This is a genomic window from Shewanella sp. SR44-4 (assembly GCF_014163715.1).
GTDB lineage: Bacteria > Pseudomonadota > Gammaproteobacteria > Enterobacterales > Shewanellaceae > Shewanella.
In genome coordinates this window covers 1-544 of record NZ_JACJDU010000146.1, presented here as the reverse complement: position 1 = coordinate 544, position 544 = coordinate 1, and the positions used below count along the sequence as shown (strand labels likewise).

At 48.9% G+C, this 544-nt stretch carries 1 rRNA gene; it reads left to right on the top strand.

Annotated features, from left to right (window positions below):
• Window positions 1-10: 10 nt before the first annotated feature.
• Window positions 11-544: ribosomal RNA gene (locus tag H5125_RS21805) — 23S ribosomal RNA — on the top strand; the annotation flags it as partial.

Genomic DNA, 544 nt, shown 5'->3' with positions numbered 1-544 from the left:
TGGGTTGTATGGTTAAGTGACCAAGCGTATACGGTGGATGCCTTGGCAGTCAGAGGCGATGAAGGACGTAATAACTTGCGAAAAGCGTTGGCGAGCTAGTAATAAGCATTTGAGCTAACGATATCCGAATGGGGAAACCCAGCAGCATAAGCTGTTATCACTACATGAATACATAGTGTAGTGAGGCAAACCCGGGGAACTGAAACATCTAAGTACCCGGAGGAAAAGAAATCAACCGAGATTCCCCTAGTAGCGGCGAGCGAACGGGGATTAGCCCTTAAGTCTATGGGGTGTTAGTGGAATGTGTTGGAAAGCACAGCGGCACAGGGTGATAGCCCCGTACATGAAAACTAACCATAGATGAAAACGAGTAAGGCGGGACACGTGACATCCTGTTTGAATATGGGGGGACCATCCTCCAAGGCTAAATACTCCTGACTGACCGATAGTGAACCAGTACCGTGAGGGAAAGGCGAAAAGAACCCCTGTGAGGGGAGTGAAATAGAACCTGAAACCGTATACGTACAAGCAGTGGGAGCGGTTC